This is a genomic window from Pseudomonas arvensis (assembly GCF_056688935.1).
This window is the reverse complement of sequence record NZ_CP162038.1, coordinates 2401315-2418902: the sequence shown is the minus strand read 5'-3', so window position 1 is coordinate 2418902 and position 17588 is coordinate 2401315. Positions and strand designations below refer to the sequence as shown.

Here is a 17588-nt window from a genome sequence, read left to right as displayed (position 1 = left end):
CTGATGGTCAGGGGCGGCGCTTCAGCCTATTTCACAAGGAACATGCAATGCCCCTGGACCCTGATCTCGAAGGTTTTCTGGAATTGGCACAGATGGGTCGCCTGACCGGTAAAAGCCAACCCATGCACGCACTGAGTGTTGAACAGGCACGGCGGGAGTTCGAACAGACTTCGGCCATTCTCGACCCCAGCCCGCCAGGGTCGGTGGTGGTCAGCCAACTGACGTTCACCGCCCGCGATGGCCATGCCTTGCCCGCCCGCCTATACCGGGCGCCGGGCACCGCGCAATTGCCGGTGATTGCGTATTTCCACGGCGGCGGTTATGTGGTGGGCAGCCTGGACTCCCACGACTCCATCTGCCGCAGGCTCGCGGCCAGCGGCGAGTACGCGGTGTTCGCGCCCGCTTACCGTCTGGCGCCACAGGCGAGCTTCCCGACCGCTGTCAACGACAGCCTTGACGCCGCCAATTGGCTGGCCGAACAGGCTGGCAACCTGCAACTGGACAACACCCGGATTACCCTGGCAGGTGACAGTGTGGGGGCAACGCTGGCGACCGTCCTGGCGATCACCGCAGTGAAAGCGCCGCTGCAACTGGCGTTCAAACCCTGGGCCCAGTTGCTGTTTTACCCCGTCACCGATACCTCGCGGCAGCGTGATTCCCATCGCCAGTATGCCGAGGATTACCTGCTGGAAACGGCCACGCTGCAATGGTTCTACCACCACTATTGCCCGGATGCCCAACAGCGCCTCGACTGGCGGGTCTCGCCACTGCTGGCGCAGGGGCTGACAGCATTGGCCCCGGCCTATATCAGCCTGGCCCAATACGATCCGCTGTATGACGAAGGACAGGCTTACGCCCAGATGCTGGCGGCGAGCGGCACAGCGGTGAGCCTGCACGTAGAGTCGGGGTTGACCCATGACTTTCTGCGCATGAACGGTATTACCGGTGCGGTTGCGGGTATCTATGAAGGGGTGTTGAGCTGGTTGGGGGAACAGCGCTAAGCGCCACTTGAGCATTCCCGCCATTAACCAACGGGGCTGATTGCCAGCCCCGTTTCATATGCCTATCCCTGCTCCTTGCTCGCTTGCAACTGCTTGGCCTTCTCCACAAGCGCCGCTTTCTCTTCAGGGGTCATTGCATCCAGGCGCAAACGCGCCTGGGCGATTTTCTCCAACTGCCCCGCGACACTCTCACGCTCGCGCAGCACCCGCGCCAGTGCCGCCACGCTGGGGTGATCAAACACCACACCCGGATGAATCTCGCATTGCAGCAGTTTGCGGATACCTGCCACGAGCTTGATCACCAACAAGGAATGCCCGCCTGCGGCGAAAAAGTCCTCCTCGATGCTCAGCCGTTCCAAACCGACCAATTGGGCCATGCGCGTGGACAACAGCGTTTCAAGCGCATCCCGTGGCGCGACGTACAGCGTCTGGGAAACCACGGGTTGAGCGTGCTGCAGCGCCTTGCGGTCAACCTTGCCGTTTGGCAGGCGCGGCATGCGTTCAAGGCTCACAATCTGGCGTGGCACCATGGCCGCCGGGAGGTGCTGAGCCAGTTGGTTTTTCAATTGAGGCCCTGCGTCCTCTGCCGTCGCCGCACGCATGACCACGAACGCTTGCGGCTCCTCCTGCACCAGCACCACCACGGCCTCACTGACCTCGGGCAACCGCAGCAACTGCGCCTCTATCTCCGCCAGCTCAATGCGGAAACCCCGCACCTTGACCTGATGATCACGGCGGCCATACAACTGCACGCCACCCTCCACACGGTAACGGGCCAGGTCTCCCGTGCGGTAAAGGCGCTCGCCGCCCACCAGTGGGCTATGGATAAACGCATCTGCGTCAGCCTCGCCCTGCAAGTAGCCTCGGCACAGCTGTCGGCCACCGATGAACAACTCACCGAGTTCCCCCGTCGCCAGCAGTTGTGCGTCCGCACCGAGTACGAACACCTGGTTGCCGGCGAGCACCTGTGTCAGCGGCACGCCATGGGTCACGTCCTCAGCGGGGAGTAACGGATGCACCATCACCCCCACCGTCGCTTCGGTGGGGCCGTAATGGTTGAATACACGGCAGTCGGGCCGCAGCTGGCGAATGCGCTGCACCAGGCTTGCGCCGATGGCTTCACCGCCCAGCACCAGCGTGCCAGGCAATACGGCGGCATCAGCCTCAAGCAAGGCGGCCAGGTGTGAAGGCACGATTTTCAGGCAATCGATGCGGTTTTCCCGCAGGAACCCGGCGAAGCGCTGGGGATCTTGCAGGGTGACGTCATCCGCGACGTGCAGCGTAGCGCCGTTGTACAGCGCGCCGAACAAGGTGGTGTTGCCCAGGTCCGCCGCTACCGTGGAACTGAAGGCAAAATCGCGGCAGGCGGACAGGCCCAATTGCTGACTGCTGCTCGCGACATAGCTGAGCAACGCGCCATGCTCGATCACCACGCCTTTGGGCTGGCCGGTGGAGCCGGAGGTGAAGAGCACATACGCGACATCATGGGCCTGCACGGATACCGCCGGGGCCGCCGGCACATCCAGGGTCGCGTCGCCCAGGTTGAGCAGCTTGAACGAGGTCAGCGGATCGTCCTGGCTCGGCGCGTGTGCCACCAGAATCAGGCTCGCGGCGGCGTGCCGTGCGATTTCAGCCTGGCGCGCCACTGGCCATTGCGGGTCCAGCGGCAGATAGGCTGCGCCCGCACGCCAGGTGGCGAGAATAGCGACGACCAGTTCCACCGAGCGCGGCAGCGCCAGGCCCACAATCGACCCAGCGCTCACACCCTGGCTTAGTAATTCGGCACTCAATTGCGCGGTGCGGGCGTCCAGTTCGGCGTAGCTGAGGGTCTGGCCCGCCGCGACCAACGCCACGGCATCCGGCGTCTGCCCAGCCCAAGCGGCAATACGTTGGGGCAACAGCTGCAGCGCCTGCATCCCCTGAACCGGCGGGTTCAGCGCCAGCAACCGGCTCTTTTCCTCGTTATCCAGCAGGTTCAGACGCGCAAGGGTTTCATCCGGTTTATCGGCAATGCTGTGGAGCAACTGGCGCAGCTGGCCCAACAGCGTCTCGACGGCGTGCGCCGAATAGCGTGCGGGAGTGAAGTCCAGTGATAAACCTTGAGGTTCGCCCGACACGGCGATTTCCAGCTGCAGTGCCAACTCGAACTCAGGCAGACGGGCCGGCAGGTCGCTGCCCGCCCAGACCGTCCCGGCGACTTCAAGCGGTGCCGACACCAACCGATTGCCAAAACCGACCGCAGGCGCGGCCTGTTGGGGGAATGACAACGGTGCCCAGTATTCCTGCCAGGTGCGGTGCTGATCCAACTGTGCGGCAAGGGTGGTCACCAGCTCACGGAAAGTGCTGGCCGGATCAATACGAATCGCCAACGGCAGGGTTTTCTCGAACAGGCCCAGGCTGTGGCTGAAAAACTCATAGTCCTGGCGCGCATCATGCCGCCAGCCCGCCAGGAAAGAGTCGCGACCACTGATGCGTGCCAGCAGCACCCACCAGGCGGCGTGTATCAGCACGTCCAGCGGCAGCCCCACCGTGCGCAGGCGGGCCAACAACGATTGATCCAGTGGCACGCTCAAGCGTTCTGCCGGCAGGACTTCTGCGCAGGTCAGGCGATAGGGCAAGTCTGGCCCGTTGACCAGATTCTCGTGCCCTTGCAGGTACTGCTGCCAGTAAGCCTTGGCGGTGTCTGCGTCTTCGTCGAAGATCACCTCGCTGCGCCATTCCAGGTACTGGGAAAACTGCCCCGGTTCGTCCTCTTCAAACCCTTGCTGCCCATAAGCGGCCACCAACTCCTGCTGGATCAGGGCCAGGGTCCCGGCATCCGCGGCATAACGCGCCACGCCTATCAGCAGTTGCCAGTGGTCCGTTTCCAGGCGCTGTAACAACGCGCCGATCAGCGGCTGTTGCTGCCGCCACCACTGCTGTTGGCGTGCAACCACCTGTTGGGGCGACGCCACGTCGAGCCACTGGGTCAAGCTCACCGCTTCAGCCGGCGCGACCCGCTGGCGCAATCCGTGATAACCACTGACGGGCGCAAATTGCGCACTCAATGCTTCGTGGCGCACCGCCAGGCTGTCGAGCGCGTGTTGCAGGCGCACCGGGTCCAGTTCGCCGCGAATATCCAGTTTCACGCAGTGGCTCAGATCGCCCCAGTTCGTCCCCTGTTGCCGGGCGTCCAGATGCTGTTGCTGTTCGACCAGCAACGCCAGTCCCGCGTCCACGGTGCCCTGTTGTGCAGTACTCATGCTCCGGCCTCTTCCTTTTCGGTCTCGCTGTGCGCCACGTTCAGCGCGCTGCGTTCAATCATTTCGCCCATTGCCACGACAATCTTGCGCGGGCCTTCGAAAGGATCCCGCGCGTGAGCAGCCAGCATGTTGTCCAGCAGGATGACATCGCCCTTGTGCCAGTCGAACCGCACTGCGCAGGCTTCGTACAGCTCGCCCACCAGGGCCATGACCTCGTCTTCAATCGGCGAGCCATCGCCGTAGTACACGTGCCGGGGCATACGCTGCTCGCCGAACAGCGCCAGCAAGTCTTCGCGCACGTCCGGGTCCAGGCAGAAGATGTGATGCAACTGAACCTGGTTGAAGAAGGTTTTTTCCCCCGTCACCGGGTGCCGGATGATCGCCGGGCACGGGGTGCGGATTTGCAGTTCATCGTTATCCAGCCAGGTCCAGGCGATGCCCGCCGCCCGGCAACGCGCTTCGACGTCGGCACGCACGTCGGTCTTGAAGAAGTGCTGCCAGGAGACGTCCAGCTTGTCGGCAAAGGTGCGCACGTACAGCAACCCCTTGTCCTCGAAACGCTCGCGGATCGTCGCCGGCAACTTGAGGTACATCTGCCGGCAGTCCACCACCGGCGTGGCACCGCCGATTGGCGATGGCTGCTCGCAGAAGAACAGCTGCTTGCGCGGCCAGCGGTCCTGATGGGAGCTTTCGTTATGGAACAGGATCATTTTCTTTTCGGGGTACGGCGTGGACCGGTAGGTGTTCTTACCGCCCTCTTTTTTCGGCAAGTCGCCGTATTGGCCATAGAGGCCCGGCTGTACGGCTTCAGCAAACGCTTCGAAGTCATGAATATCGCGCAGGGCAAATCCACGGAACAGAACCCCCGCGTGGCGGGCCAGCTTCTCTTCCACCAGGGCGCGGTTGTCCTTGATCCAAGCCACCAGGTCCAGGCCCGGATCGGTGGGTTCCATCAGCAATGGAAAATCCTGTCCGGGGACCAACAGCGATTCACGCATCAGCGCGCCGGCAGGCTTGTCGGTGCGGCTTTGGGATTTTTTCAGGAACTTGCCCAGCTTGTCGGCCTTGATGGCTGGCGGTACGGGCGTCGTGGCGTGTTCAACAGTGTTGCTAGGCATGGTGATATCCCCTAATTGAATGTTCGGATCACACACAATTTGTTCAAGAATTCCCGTCCAGGCGTTGACGAAGGACTCGATGCGTTGTTGTTCAAACAGGTCGCTGGCGTACTGCCAGGTACCGTGCACGCCGCCTGCGTCCTCATCGATGAACAGGGCCATATCGAACTTGGAGTAACCGCCACGAGTCGGCAGCACTTCAACCTCGATCCCGTCCATCCGGCCACCCTGTACCGGCAGGTTGTTCATGACGAACAGCACCTGTACCAGCGGGTTGAAACCCCGTTGGCGCGGGCGTGGCGAGGCCTCCACAATCATGTCGAAGGGCAGGTCCTGGTGATCGAAAGCGTCCAGCGCGGTGCCTTGGGTGGTGGCCAGGAAAGCGCTGAACGGTTGCAGCGGCGCAAAGGTCGAGCGCAGCGGCAGAATGTTCACGAAGAAACCGATCAGCCCTTCCAGCTCAGGCTGCTGGCGCCCGGCAACGTCGGCGCCGACCAGCACGTCATCGCTGCCGCTGAGGCGATGCAGCAGGATCTGGAACGCGGCCAGCATCGTGCTGTACAGCGTGACACCGGCACGCGCCGACAGCGCCTTGAGCCCTTCGTGCAACGCCACGGGCAGCGTGAAGCCTAGGTCGCGACCTTCATGGGTCGGCGCCTGGGGGCGCGGCTGGTCGGTGGGCAATTGCAATACGCCGCTGTGCCCGGCCAGTGCCTGCTCCCAGTAACGCGCCTGCGCGGCCAGCACGCCGGTGTGTTGCAGTTGGTGTTGCCAGAGGGCGTAATCGGAGTACTGGACCGGCAGCGCAGGCAGCGGCTCAACCACCCCCGCCTTCGCCCGGCCGTAGAAGCCCACCAGTTCATTGACCAGCACCGCCATCGACCAGCCATCGGAGATGATGTGGTGCATCGAATACAGCAGCACATGTTCGGTGGGGCCCAGCTTGAGCACCTGTCCACGCAACAAGGGCGCCTGCAACAGGCTGATGGATTGGCGGGTGTTGGCTTCAACGGCGGTGGCGACCCGGCGCTGCTGCTCGGCCGGATCCAGGGACGACAAGTCCAATACCGGCAAGTCGACCTCTACGTGCGCGGCGATGACCGCCAGCGGATCACCCTCCTCGTCGGTGATGTAGGCCGTGCGCAGGGTTTCGTGGCGGGCAATCACCTGTGCCAGGCTGCTGATCAGCAGCGGCACCGACAACTCGCCGCGCAAGCGCACGGCCAGCGGCATGCCATAGGCGCCACTGGCCTGCGACAGCTGTTCCACTACCCATAGCCGGCGCTGCACCAGAGAAAGCATCGCGCTGGTTTTTTCGCCGTGGGCCACTAACGGGCTGCGCGCCGGTGCCGCGTCCTGCCCGGTGCGCGTGGCCACTGCCGCGATAAAGTCTGCCAATCGCGGCGCACCAAACAGGTCGCGCAGGGTCAGGTCGCAGGCCAGCAGCGTCTTCAGGCGTGCAACCACTTGGGTGGCCAGCAGCGAATGCCCACCCAACTCAAAGAAGTGATCGTCCAGCCCAACCTGTTCCAGCCCCAGCACGTTTTGCCAAACCTGCGCGACCTGGGTTTCCAGGGCCGTTCGGGGTGCCACATAGTGTTTTTGCCGTTGGCTGACATCCGGTTTTGGCAGGGCTTTTCGGTCGAGCTTGCCGTTGGGGCTCAGAGGCAACAGGTCGATCAGCATCAGGAAACTCGGCACCATGTAGTCCGGCAAGGACTGACGCAAAGCCGCCGTCAAGGCTTGCGCCTCCAAGGCATTCGACTGGGGCACGACATAGGCGACCAACTGCGCACCGGTTGGCCCGTCCAACGCAATCACAGCCGCCTCGCGCACCTGGGGCATGGCTTGCAGACAGGCTTCGATTTCCCCCATCTCGATCCGGAACCCACGGATTTTCACTTGATGGTCAATGCGGCCCACGTACTCCAGGGCCGCGTTGTCGTTGTAGCGAGCCAGGTCGCCGCTGCGGTAGAGCCGCGATCCCGGCACGCCGGAGAACGGGTCCGGCAGGAAGCGTTCGGCGGTCAGCGCCGGACGATCGAAGTAGCCCTGGGCCAAGCCCGCCGCAGCACCGATGCACAGCTCGCCGACGCCGCAGGTGGGCAGCAATTCAAATCCGCTGTCCAGTACGTACAGCGAGCGCCCGTCGATAGCCCGCCCGATCGGCATGCCGAAGGCGTCATTGGCATCTGCAAGCTGGCATTCATGCACGCTGGAGACCACGGTGGCCTCGGTCGGGCCATAAGTGTTCACCAAACGAACATTGCCCAACCCGGCCTCGTGCCAGGCACGTACGCCCTCCACGGCCATGGCTTCGCCGCCGACATGCAGCTGGCGCAGGTTGCCCAGGGTGCGACCATCGACAGCGCATTCCTTGGCCAGCAAGTACCAATAGGCCGCGGGCAGGTCGGCCAGGGTCACGCCCTGCTCGACGATTTCCCGCGCCAGCAACCCGGCGTCCCACAGCTCATCGCCGCGCATGATCAGCGCCGCGCCGACACACAGCGGCGGATAGCATTGCTCGACAAACCCGTCGAAGCTGAACGTCGCAAATTGCAGCACGCGGTCGGCCGGCGTCAGCGCACTGTAATCCGCCGCTGTGTCGCAGAACTGATCGAGTGCAGCATGATCGATGGCCACACCCTTGGGTTGGCCGGTGGAGCCGGAGGTGTAGATCACATAGGCGAGGTCGGCGGCGGTGGCGTGGTTGGCTGGGTTGGTCGACGGGTAACCCGCCAGCTCTTGACCCTGAGCGCTGAAATCCACACGTTTGAGCCCATGGGGCAATGGCAGCTCTGCCAGCAACCCGGTCTCGCTGAGCAATAGGTTCAGACGGCTGTCTGCCAGCATGTAGCTGAGGCGCTCGGCGGGGTAATTGGGGTCCAGCGGCACGTAGGCCGCGCCGCTTTTTAGCACCGCCAGCAGGCTGACGATCAACTGCGGGCCACGGCGGGAAACCAGGCCTACGCGCTGGCCCGGGCCCACGCCCTGCTCCAGCAGGCGGTGAGCCAGGCGGTTGGCCCGCTGATTGAGCTGGGCATAGCTCAAGCGTTCACTGCCTGCCTGCACCGCCAGCGCATCCGGGGTGGCCTGGGCCTGGGCGGCGATGCGTTCATGCACGCGCACCTGGCGCCGGGGCGTGCCAGGGGATTGGCTGATGGCGAGCAGCGAAGCCTGCGTGCTGCTGTCCAGCAATTGCAGGTTGCCCAGTGGCACCTCGGTATCCGCCACCAGTTGCACCAGCAGGTGCTGCAGATTGGCGCTCAATTGCGCGACCTGTTGCTCGGTGAACCGCGCCCGGTCGTAGCTGAACTCCAGGCGCAAGCCGGTCCCCAGCTCGATGCCCAGGGTCAGCGGGTAGTGGGTGCGCTCATGGTTATGCATCTTGCCAAAGGTCAGGCCTGCCGGCGCGCCTTGCTTGAGCGCTTGCGCCACCGGGAAGTTTTCAAACACCAGCAAGGTGTCGAACAGTGCGCCACCGGGTTGACCGGCCCAGCCCTGGATGTCGTAAAGCGGTACGTGTTCATGGTCGCGCAGGCTGAGATTCAGCGCTTGCAGCTCAGCGAGCCAAGTGGCGGCGGACTGGGCCGGCGAGGCCGCGCTGATGATCGGCAGTGTGTTGATAAACAGGCCCAGTTGCTGCTCGATACCCGGCAACGGCGCCGAACGTCCGGCAACAGTGGCACCGAAGGCCACGCAATCCTGACCGGTGTAGCGTTGCAGCAAGAGGCTCCAGGCGCCTTGCAGGAGGGTGTTGAGGGTGACTTTGTGCTGGCGTGCGCAATCGCCGAGTGCACGGGTGAACTGGCTATCCAGGGTGGTGTGATGGTCAGCCATGCCCGCCCCTTCGACCGGCACGCGCAGTGCTTCAGCCAGCAGGGTTGGGGCTTGCAACGGCGCCAGGGCTTCCCTCCAGAACATTTCACCCGAGGCTTGCTGCTGCAGCCAATCCAGGTAATCGCGGAACTGTCCCAACGGCACGGGCAAAACGTGGCCTGCGTAGTCGGCAATGACTTCGCCAAGCAACTGGGCATTGCTCCAGCCATCCATCAGGATGTGATGGCTGGTGAAAATCATGTGCCAGCCCGTACCGGCACCGCGCACCAACATCAGGCGAAACAGGGGCGCCGTGTTCAACTCAAAACCGCGCTGACGCTCGGCATCGGCCAAGGCGTCGAGGTCAGGATGCGCGGCTTCGATCACTTGCAACTGCAAATCGACCTGGCGCTGGATCACTTGATGGGCGCTGTCCAGGCCGAGCCAGTGAAAGCTGCTGCGCAAAATGTCATGCCGGTCCAACGCTGCCTGCCAGGCACGACCGAAGCTCAGCAGATCAAGGCCTTCAATATCCAGGCGCAACTGGTTGATATAGGCCTGGACCTCAGGCTCGTACAGGGTGTGGAACAGCATGCCTTGCTGCATGGGCGACAGCGGGTAGATATCGGCGATGGCCGGGCCGGCCACGGGCAAATAATCCAATTGCTGCTGGGTCAGGGTTGCCAGCGCAAAGTCCGATGGCGTCACCTGCCCGGCGGGCGTTTCGCAGCAGTGCTGGATCAAGGCGGTGAGTTCGGCGGCGTAATCATCCGCCAGGCGCTGGATGCTCGACGCCTGGAACATCTCGCGGCTGAACCCCCATTGCAGCGCCAGTTCGCCGCCATAGACCTGCCCTTCCACCGTCAACCAGTTGGCCAACGGCGCTTCGGGGTCCTGGGCCTGGCCGCTGCCCTGAGTGGCGGGCACGAACAACGCGGACTCATTGAACTGGCGATCGAACTGACCGAGGTAGTTGAACGTGATACGCGGCGCGGCCAGGCCCGAAAGGGCTTCACGCACGTGAGGCGCAGCCAGATAGCGCAGCAGGCCGTAGCCCAGCCCCTTGTCGGGCACGGCACGCAGTTGCTCCTTGACCGACTTGATTGCGCTCGACAGCTCGCCGTCCGCCTGCAGACGCACAGGGAACAGGCTGGTAAACCAACCCACCGTGCGGGTCAGGTCGACGGCGTCGAACAGATCTTCACGCCCATGGCCTTCCAGCTGGATCAGCGCCCCAGCCTGCCCGCTCCAACGGCTGACTACCCGCGCCAACGCCGTCAGCAACAGGTCGTTGACCTGAGTGCGATAAGCCGCCGGCGCGTCTTGCAGCAAATGACGGGTTTGCTCGGCGCTGAGGCGGGTTTCAATCTTGCAGCCCAAGCGGTTTTGCAGCCCGCCACGGGGGTTGTCGCACGGCAACTCGGCGTCGATGGACTGCGCCTGCCAGTAAGGCAGTTGTTCGCCGAGGGTTTGCGCGCGGGTGTGCAGTTGGTGCGCCCAGGTTTGATAGGCGCTGGTCTTGGCCGGCAACGTTGCCTGGCGGTAAGCCTGTTGCAGGTCTTCCAGCAGGATGCGCCATGAAACCCCATCCACCACCAGGTGATGCACCACCAGCAGCAAGCGCTGGGTGCCATCGGCCATGGCGACGAGGGCGGCGCGCAGCAGCGGGCCTTGCGTCAGGTCGAGGCTGCGCTGGGCTTCGTCGCATAGCGCTGCCAGTTGCGTATCGTCGGCGGCATGAGAGTGCCACAGCGCAGGCTCGGCGACGGGCGCAGCGTGGGTTTGCTGCCAGCCATCGGGACGTTGCACAAAGCGCAGGCGCAGGGCGTCATGGTGGTTAATCAGCTGCGTCAGCGCCGCTTCAAGGCGCACCGAGTCCAGGGCCTCGCGTGGGGTCAGCAACAAGGATTGGTTCCAATGGTGGCGCGCCGGGATCGCCTCGGCGAAAAAGCCGTGCTGTACCGGCGTCAGGATGACCTCGCCGCTGACCGGCCCTTGGTCGATAACGCTGGCCTGTTCAAAGGTGGCGACCAGCGCCAGGCTGCGCACGCTCTGGTACTGGAACAGGTCGCGCGGGCTGAGGCGAATCCCCGCCTGGCGCGCACGGCTGACCACCTGGATAGAGATGATCGAATCGCCGCCCAGCTCGAAAAAGTTGTCGTCCAGACCGACCTGCTCCGCGCCAAGCACATCGACCCAGATTGCTGACAGGGCTTTTTGCAGGGCGTTTTCCGGGGCGCTGTACGCCTGCTGCGGCGCCACGTCCGGCAGCGGCAGCGCTTTACGGTCGAGCTTGCCATTGGCGGTCACCGGCAGCTTGGCCAGGTGCATCATGTGGGTAGGCACCATGTATTCCGGCAGGCTGCTGAGCAGCCAGGCCTTGAGGTCGGTCGGCGCTTCGCCTTCCAGCACCAGGTAGGCCACCAACTGCTTGCCGCCCTGCACCAGCACTACTGCCTCACGCACGCCTGGGTGTTGCATCAGGCGCGTCTCGATTTCTCCCAACTCGATGCGCAGGCCGCGCAGCTTGACCTGATGGTCGAGGCGACCGAGGTAGTCAATCACACCATCGTCACGCTGGCGCACGCGGTCGCCGGTACGGTACAGACGCGCACCATCACCGAAAGGGCTGGGCACAAAACGCTCGGCGGTCAGCGCCGGACGGCAGTGGTAACTGCGGGCCAGGCCGGTGCCGCCCAGGTACAGCTCGCCGGACACGCCGGCGGGCACCGGGTTGAGCTGCGCATCGAGCACATAGGTGCCGAGGTTGGCGATTGGGCGGCCAATAGGTACGGCGTCACGGCCTTCGTCGACGCAGGTCCAGTGGGTCACGTCGATGGCCGCTTCGGTCGGGCCATAGAGGTTGAACAACCCTGCCAGGGGCAGTTTGGCGAAGACTTGCAGTTGCGCATCCAGTGGCAAGGCTTCGCCGCTGCACACGATGCGCTTGAGGCTGTTGCAGCCCTGTACGCCCGGCTCATGGATAAACGCCTGGAGCATGGAGGGGACAAAGTGCAAGGTGGTGATGCCGTGCTGACCGATGGTCTCGATCAGACGCGCCGGCTCGCGATGTTCGCCAGGGGCCGCGACCACCAGGCGCGCACCGGTCATCAGCGGCCAGAAGAACTCCCAGACCGAGACGTCAAAGCTGAACGGGGTTTTCTGCAGTACCGCATCGCTGGCGTCGAGGCCATAGGCTTGCTGCATCCAGCACAGACGGTTGACCAGCGCACGGTGGCTGTTACCGGCGCCCTTGGGCTTGCCGGTGGAACCGGAGGTGTAGATCACATAGGCCAGGTTCAGCCCGTGGATGGCGACTGCGGGCGAGGCGCTGCTGTAGCCGTCAAGCCAGCCGGGGGCGTGGTCCAGGGCGATCACCTGAATGCCGTCAGTGGGCAGCGACGGCAACAGGCTGTGCTGGCTGAGCAGCAGTTGGATGCCGCTGTCTTCGATCATGTAGGCCAGGCGTTCCTGGGGGTATTCGGGGTCAAGCGGCACATAGGCGCCGCCGGCCTTGAGAATGGCCAGCAGACCAATGACCATTTCCACGGAACGCTCGACGCAGATTCCCACCAACACATCGGGGCCAACCCCCTGTTCGCGCAAGGCATGGGCCAATTGGTTGGCGCGGGCGTCAAGCTCGCCGTAGGTCAAGGAGACAGCGCCGAAGGCCAGCGCCGGAGCATCGGGCGTGGCCTGGACCTGATCTTCGATCAGTTGATGAATACCGCGCTCGGTCGGGTACGCCTGCGCGGTCTGGTTCCAGGCCTGCACCATGACCTGCTGCTCTTCGGCAGCCAGCATCGGCAACTCGCCGATGCGCTGCTCGCCATCGGCAACCATGGCCTGCAACAGGCTGATCCAGTGCCGGGACATACGCGCGATGGACGGCGCGTCGAACAGGTCGTTGGCGTAGGTCAATGCGGCGTGCAGCGTGCCGGATTTCTCATAAGTATCGAGAGTCAGGTCGAACTGGGTGGTGCGACCTTGCCACTCCACCAACGCGAGTTCCAGGCCGGAGGCGGTACTGACGGAGGCAATGTCGGCCACCACCGGCTGGTGGTTGTACATCACTTGGAACAGCGGCGTATGGCTGAGGCTGCGCTCGACTTTGAGGGCTTCCACCAGGCGCTCGAACGGCAGCTCCTGATGGGCCTGGGCGCCGAGGGCGTGCTCCTTGATGCCTTGCAGCAACTCGGCAACGCGGGTTTGCCCGGTCAGTTCGGTACGCAGGACCTGGGTATTGACGAAAAAACCGATCAGCCCTTCGACTTCACCACGGTTACGGTTGGCAATCGGCACGCCGACGCGAATATCGCCCTGGCCGGTGTAACGATGCAGCAGCACATTGAAGGCACCGAGCAACAGCATGAACAGCGTGACGTTGTGCTTTTGCGCGCAGGCACGCAATTGGGCGGCCAGTGCCGGCTCAATCGCGAAGTTATGGCGGGTGCCCTGGTAACTGGGCATGGCCGGGCGCGGGTGGTCCGTCGGCAGTTCCAGCACCGGGTGCTCATCGCCCAGGCGCGCCTCCCAGTACGCCAATTGACGGGCCTGCTCCCCCGCTTCCAGCCAGCGGCGTTGCCACAGGGCGTAATCGCTGTATTGAATCGGCAGTGCCGGCAATTGTGGAGTTTCGTTGCGCTCATGGGCGTCGTAGCAGCGGATGAACTCTTCGATCAGCACGTTCATCGACCAACCGTCGGAGACGATGTGATGCAGTGTCAGCAGCAGCACGTGCTCCTGCGCGTCCAACTTGAGCAATTGCACACGCAGCAGCGGGCCATGCTCCAGATCGAAAGGCAGCACCGATTGACGGGTCGCTGCGTCATTGACTGCCTGCTCACGTGCGTGCGGTGCCAAGTCACTGAAATCCACGACGTCAACCGCCAGCATCGGCTCCGCTGCCACTTGCAACAGACGCTCATCCGCTTGGCGCTGGAACACTGTACGCAGGGTTTCATGCCGCGCCACCAGGCTGGCGAACGCCTGCTCCAGCGCTTTCAGGTTCAGTGCGCCCTTGAGGCGCACCGCACCGGGCAGGTTGTAGGCACCGCTGGCAGGGTCCAACTGCCAGAGAAACCACATGCGCTGCTGCGCATAGGACAACGCCTGGCGATCCTCGGCATCCACTCCTGCCGGTATCGGAAACCGGGAGAAATCCACCCCTTCTTTCTGCAGTGCCTGCAGGAACAGCTGGCGTTTTTCCAGGGGCAACCCGATAAACCGGCGAGCAAGTTTCAAGGAGTCTTCAGCATTCATTTGTTGGAGTCCGGAGCAATAGGCAGGAAGCACAAAGGCACGTCGTCCCTATAAAACGAACCGCGGAGGGAAAAATTAGCTGCGGGTGGAGGGGCTGGAGCGCGGTGTCATCAAGGGTTACATCAATCCCGGGAAAGCCATGCAAAGGCGAGCTAGCATTGACATACACCAATTTTTGCAACTACATTTAGTTACACGCAGGGATCGCCGTGTCAAAAAATGAAAAGCTGCTCGCCAAATTGCTCAACGAGCAAACGATATTCACCTGGCCCGAACTCGTCACACTGTTACACCGGCTGGGCTACACACAGATTGAAGGAGCCGGAAGCCGCGTCAAATTCGACATCGGCGATCCCAGTGCAATGATCACCTTGCACAGGCCCCACCCCGGCAACGAACTGAAACACTACATTCGGCGCCAGATCATCGAACAATTGCGATCAGGAGAACTGATTCCGTGAACAACCAACTCAATTACAAAGGCTACATCGGCTCCATCGAAGCCAGCCTCGAAGACAACTGCCTGTTCGGCAAGATCCTGTTCATCAAGGCGCTGGTCAGCTATGAAGGTAAAACCGTCGCAGAATTGGATGCGGCATTTCATGAGGCAGTGGACGACTACCTGGCTACATGCCAGTCCCTCGGGCAAACACCCGAAAAACCGTGCAAGGGCTCGTTCAATGTACGGGTCGGCCATGACCTGCACCTGGCGGCCGCCCTGGCAGCGATGCGCAAAAAAGTGACGCTCAATGATTTGACGCGCCAGGCGCTGAATGAATTCCTGCAACATCATTGCGCAGAAACATTCCCCGCGATTGGCTGAATGAGCGGGTTGATTCCAGATAGCGCCGAATGGACGAGTTGTGTTTGGCGCCAGACCTTCTAGATTTACAGATCAGTCATCTCCTATCTTTTCTGCTTCTTGGTCCGCAGTAACGTCCAATGGCACCGACACTTCGGAGTCTTGCTATGAACGACATCCACTGCCCACCGCCCGACGCCCCTGCCCGCCTGCAAATACCGGAGCTGGAATACCCCGTACCGGTGCGGATGGATGAAGCGCTGGGCAATCACGTCAACGACTTGTTGCTGTCCTGGGTCAGGCGAGTGGGCATTTTCGAGGGGCAATGGGACCAGGTGAGGGCCTCGAATTTCGGCCGATTTGCCATGCTGTGCCACCCCGGCACCGATAACCCGGACCGCCTGTTGCTCTCGGCTAAATGCATCGCTGCGCTGTTCGCAGTGGACGATCACTACTGTGATGATGAGCGAAGTGGCGCCAACCCCAGGTTACTGGGCCCACGCCTGTCGTTGGCACTCGCCGCGCTGGACAGAGCGCACCTGAACCCGCCGCATGACCTGGCACTGGAGCAGGCGCTGAAACGTGATCCGGTGTTGCGGGGATTAAAGGGGTATATGAACCATCTGTCTCGCTTCGGCACAGCATCCCAGATGGCTCGCGTGCGGCTGGAGACCGTTGCCATGTTCGTGACCATGAATGCCGAAGCCACATGGCGCATCGAACACAGCCTGCCGTGTATCTGGGAGTACCTGGCACACCGACAGGTCAACAGTTTTCTACCCTGCATGGCCTTGATTGATGTGGTCGACGGCTATGAACTCGACGCCGAGACGTATTTCGCGGCCCAGGTACGAGAAGTCGTTACCCTCGCCGCCAGCGCGACCATCATTGCCAATGACGTGTACTCTGCCCACAAAGAGAGCCTGCCTGAAATAGGCGACTTCAACCTGCCTATATTACTGGCCCGTGAACACCACTGCTCGTTGCAGCAAGGCGTGTGGCTGACCGCCCAGATGCACGACGATATCGTGCATCGCTATGAAGCCAAGGAACGCCGCTTGCTCAAACAGGCGCAACCGTCACTCAAGCGTTTTTTGGGAGGCGTGAAAGCCTGGCTCGCAGGCAATAACGAGTGGCACCGACACAGTGGACGATACCAAGTGTAAACCTCAGCCCAACCGCCGATACCCCAGCACCGCCGAACCCATTACCACCGCGCCCGCCGCCAACGCCACCCAGAACCCACTGGCAGCCCCCATGTGGTCAATCATCCAACCGGAGCTGGCGGCGCCGATGGCCACACCGATGCTGAGGCCGGTGATCAGCCAGGTCATGCCTTCGGTCAGGCGGCTAGCGGGGACAATCCGCTCCACCAGCGCCATCGACACGATCAGGGTCGGGGCAAAGAACAGCCCGGAGATAAAGATCGCCACCGCCAGGCCAGGGATGTTCGTGACCAGCAGCAACGGCAACGTGGTCAAGGCCGTGGCTACGCCACAGAACAGGAACTGCCGGGGCAGCGGCGCCTTGAGCTTGAGCGTGCCAAAAGCCAGCCCCGCCAGGCACGAACCGATGGCGTACACCGACAGCACGATACTCGCCGCCGCCGGCTGACCCTGCTGCTGGGCAAAGGCGACACTGACCACGTCCACCACACCGACGATCACGCCCATGGCCAGCAGCAGGATCATCAGGATCAGTACCGAAGGTGACGAAATCAGCCAACCGGCATGCTGATCGTGATGCTCGTGCACCGGTGGCTCAGTCGCCCGTTGCAGCACGAACGTGGTCACGCCCACCGCCAGCAACAGCGCGGCCACCAGTGGCCCGGCTTCGGGAAACAGCACCACGCTCAGGCCGACCGAAAGCGGCGGGCCGACAATAAAACACACTTCATCCAGCACCGACTCCAGGGCAAACGCGGTTTGCAGCTTGGGCTGGCCCCGGTACAACTCGGTCCAGCGCGCCCGCACCATTGCGGACATGTTCGGTATACAACCGGCCAGGGCGGCGCACAGGAACAGCGTCCAGGTCGGTGCCTGCAACCGCGTGCACAGCAACAGCATCAACAACGCCCCGCCACCGATCAACGCGGCAATCGGCAGCACCCGCCCCTGGCTGTAGCGGTCCACCAGCCGTGATACCTGGGGTGCGCAAATCGCGGTAGCCAAGGCGAATATCGCCGCCACCGAACCTGCCAGGCCGTAGCCGCCATGTACCTGGGAGAGCATGGTGATAATGCCGATGCCGGTCATCGACACCGGCATGCGCGCCAGCATGCCTGCCAATACAAAAGCCCGGGCGCCAGGGACCTGGAATAATTCGGCGTAGGGGTTTGCCATGT

7 protein-coding genes are annotated in these 17588 nt (G+C 62.9%); 4 read left to right on the top strand and 3 right to left on the bottom strand.

Annotation, left to right across the window (positions count from 1 at the left end):
- Nucleotides 1–47 precede the first annotated feature (47 nt).
- The gene (locus AB3G88_RS11135; protein ID WP_480454021.1) at nt 48–1001 is read left to right on the top strand and encodes an alpha/beta hydrolase; all 954 of its coding nucleotides are present in this window, start codon (nt 48–50) and stop codon (nt 999–1001) included.
- 62 nt (nt 1002–1063) lie between these two features.
- Here AB3G88_RS11135 and AB3G88_RS11130 read toward each other — a convergent pair whose 3' ends face one another.
- On the bottom strand, nt 1064–4243 hold the full coding sequence (locus tag AB3G88_RS11130) for a non-ribosomal peptide synthetase (RefSeq protein WP_480454019.1): 3180 nt from the start codon (nt 4241–4243) through the stop codon (nt 1064–1066).
- Nucleotides 4240–14442 carry a non-ribosomal peptide synthetase gene (locus AB3G88_RS11125; protein WP_480454017.1) on the bottom strand — a complete coding sequence of 3401 codons (10203 nt, stop codon included), beginning with the start codon at nt 14440–14442 and terminating at the stop codon, nt 4240–4242. The genes AB3G88_RS11130 and AB3G88_RS11125 overlap by 4 nt, the downstream gene beginning before the upstream one ends.
- 209 nt (nt 14443–14651) lie before the next feature.
- Between AB3G88_RS11125 and AB3G88_RS11120 the strand changes: the two genes are divergently transcribed.
- The 3 genes from AB3G88_RS11120 to AB3G88_RS11110 all read left to right on the top strand — a co-directional run bounded on the left by AB3G88_RS11120 (nt 14652) and on the right by AB3G88_RS11110 (nt 16410).
- Nucleotides 14652–14903 carry a type II toxin-antitoxin system HicA family toxin gene (locus AB3G88_RS11120; RefSeq protein ID WP_099584227.1) on the top strand — a complete coding sequence of 84 codons (252 nt, stop codon included), beginning with the start codon at nt 14652–14654 and terminating at the stop codon, nt 14901–14903.
- Nucleotides 14900–15265 (top strand): type II toxin-antitoxin system HicB family antitoxin, encoded by a 366-nt coding sequence (locus AB3G88_RS11115; RefSeq protein WP_099584226.1) that lies wholly within the window; start codon nt 14900–14902, stop codon nt 15263–15265. Before AB3G88_RS11120 ends, AB3G88_RS11115 begins: the two co-directional genes overlap by 4 nt.
- Nucleotides 15266–15411: 146 nt before the next feature.
- Nucleotides 15412–16410, top strand: a complete 999-nt coding sequence (locus AB3G88_RS11110) for a family 2 encapsulin nanocompartment cargo protein terpene cyclase (RefSeq protein ID WP_480454015.1) — start codon at nt 15412–15414, stop codon at nt 16408–16410.
- A gap of 3 nt (nt 16411–16413) precedes the next feature.
- On the opposite strand, the gene AB3G88_RS11105 is transcribed toward AB3G88_RS11110, so the two are convergent.
- Nucleotides 16414–17586, bottom strand: a complete 1173-nt coding sequence (locus AB3G88_RS11105) for an MFS transporter (RefSeq protein ID WP_480454014.1) — start codon at nt 17584–17586, stop codon at nt 16414–16416.
- Between the last annotated feature and the right edge of the window lie 2 nt (nt 17587–17588).

What these genes read in the sequence shown, in the direction of transcription:
- AB3G88_RS11125 (WP_480454017.1), bottom strand. Translation starts at nt 14,442, where the DNA reads ATGAATGCTGAAGACTCCTTGAAACTTGCTCGCCGGTTTATCGGGTTG.
- AB3G88_RS11110 (WP_480454015.1), top strand. Translation starts at nt 15,412, where the DNA reads ATGAACGACATCCACTGCCCACCGCCCGACGCCCCTGCCCGCCTGCAA.
- AB3G88_RS11135 (WP_480454021.1), top strand. Translation starts at nt 48, where the DNA reads ATGCCCCTGGACCCTGATCTCGAAGGTTTTCTGGAATTGGCACAGATG.
- AB3G88_RS11105 (WP_480454014.1), bottom strand. Translation starts at nt 17,586, where the DNA reads ATGGCAAACCCCTACGCCGAATTATTCCAGGTCCCTGGCGCCCGGGCT.
- AB3G88_RS11130 (WP_480454019.1), bottom strand. Translation starts at nt 4,243, where the DNA reads ATGAGTACTGCACAACAGGGCACCGTGGACGCGGGACTGGCGTTGCTG.